Source organism: Bacteroides pyogenes DSM 20611 = JCM 6294 (assembly GCF_000428105.1).
Lineage (GTDB): Bacteria > Bacteroidota > Bacteroidia > Bacteroidales > Bacteroidaceae > Bacteroides > Bacteroides pyogenes.
On sequence record NZ_ATZH01000078.1, the window covers coordinates 1 to 1,068 of the forward strand.

The window sequence follows — 1,068 nt, forward strand, 5'->3', positions numbered from 1 at the left end:
CTTCCCAAAGCCAAAGGCCTTATCGCATTCTCAATGAGATTGTTGTCGATATTCACCCTTCCGTCATTTACATATCTGGAGAGTCTGGGAAGAAGTGAGAAGGTGTATTCTATAGCCTTCCCGGTACGGCTCTTAGGCAGCACCTTAAGGTATGCATCCTGCATCCACCTTTCAAATTCCAGTATCACAGGGTAAGACTCCCGGATACGTTTTTCCTTGCGTTCTTCTATGGAAAACCCGGCTTCGTCAGCTTCAGATTCGACTTTGTACAACTTGCCTATATGGCATAATGCCTGTGTAGCCAGTGCCCTGTTCTCGTCCAGCGCTTCCGTAAACTTTCTCCTTGCATGGGCCCAACAGCCGAACAGCGTGATGCCTTTCATCCGTTCGAACTGTTCGTAGGCATCATAACCGTCGCACTGCGCAAGCCCGACATAATTGCCGAGGAGTTCACGGGCAACCTTCCCACTACGGCTGCCACGGTCATAATGGAACACGACGTCTCCGGTGATACCGTCCCGCAGGCACCACTCATAACCTTTTCTCGTCTTGTGCTTTTCGTTGTCTATAACAGGTATCACACTCTCGTCTATCTGTATATATTCACTCGAGAGTATCTGCTTCTTAAGGAGATTATAGAGAAGCTTCAGCTTTTCCACTGCCGCCTCATACCATCCACCCATGGTCGAATCACTGATGGTTATGCCGGACTCACGGTACTGTTGTATAAGGCGGTAGAATGGCAGATGATACATAAACTTTCCGATGATAATGTCTGTCAGTACGGATGCTCCTGCCATACATTTGCCCACAGGCACCAAAGGAAGCGGACTGATAAGGATATGCCTCTCTTCCGGATGCTTTTCCTTGAGTTCTGATTTTCTTATTACCTTGTGGCGGATGGTCTTTACTATATAGACTTTTTCTGGGATACGTTCCAGACGAAGAGTCTCCTCGGTTCCGATTTCAACGAAATCCTCTTTCAGCTCACCGTCTTCTGTGGTAGTACCTTCAGGGTAAAGATTGATTTCATCTACAGGCAGCAAGGAGGTATCAAGAGGCTTGCGG

The 1,068-nt window shown here is 47.8% G+C and carries 1 protein-coding gene; it reads right to left on the bottom strand.

From position 1 onward, the window contains the following. On the bottom strand, positions 1-1,068 hold a 1,068-nt coding region (gene tnpC, locus C234_RS17250), incomplete at both ends, for an IS66 family transposase (RefSeq protein ID WP_027326094.1).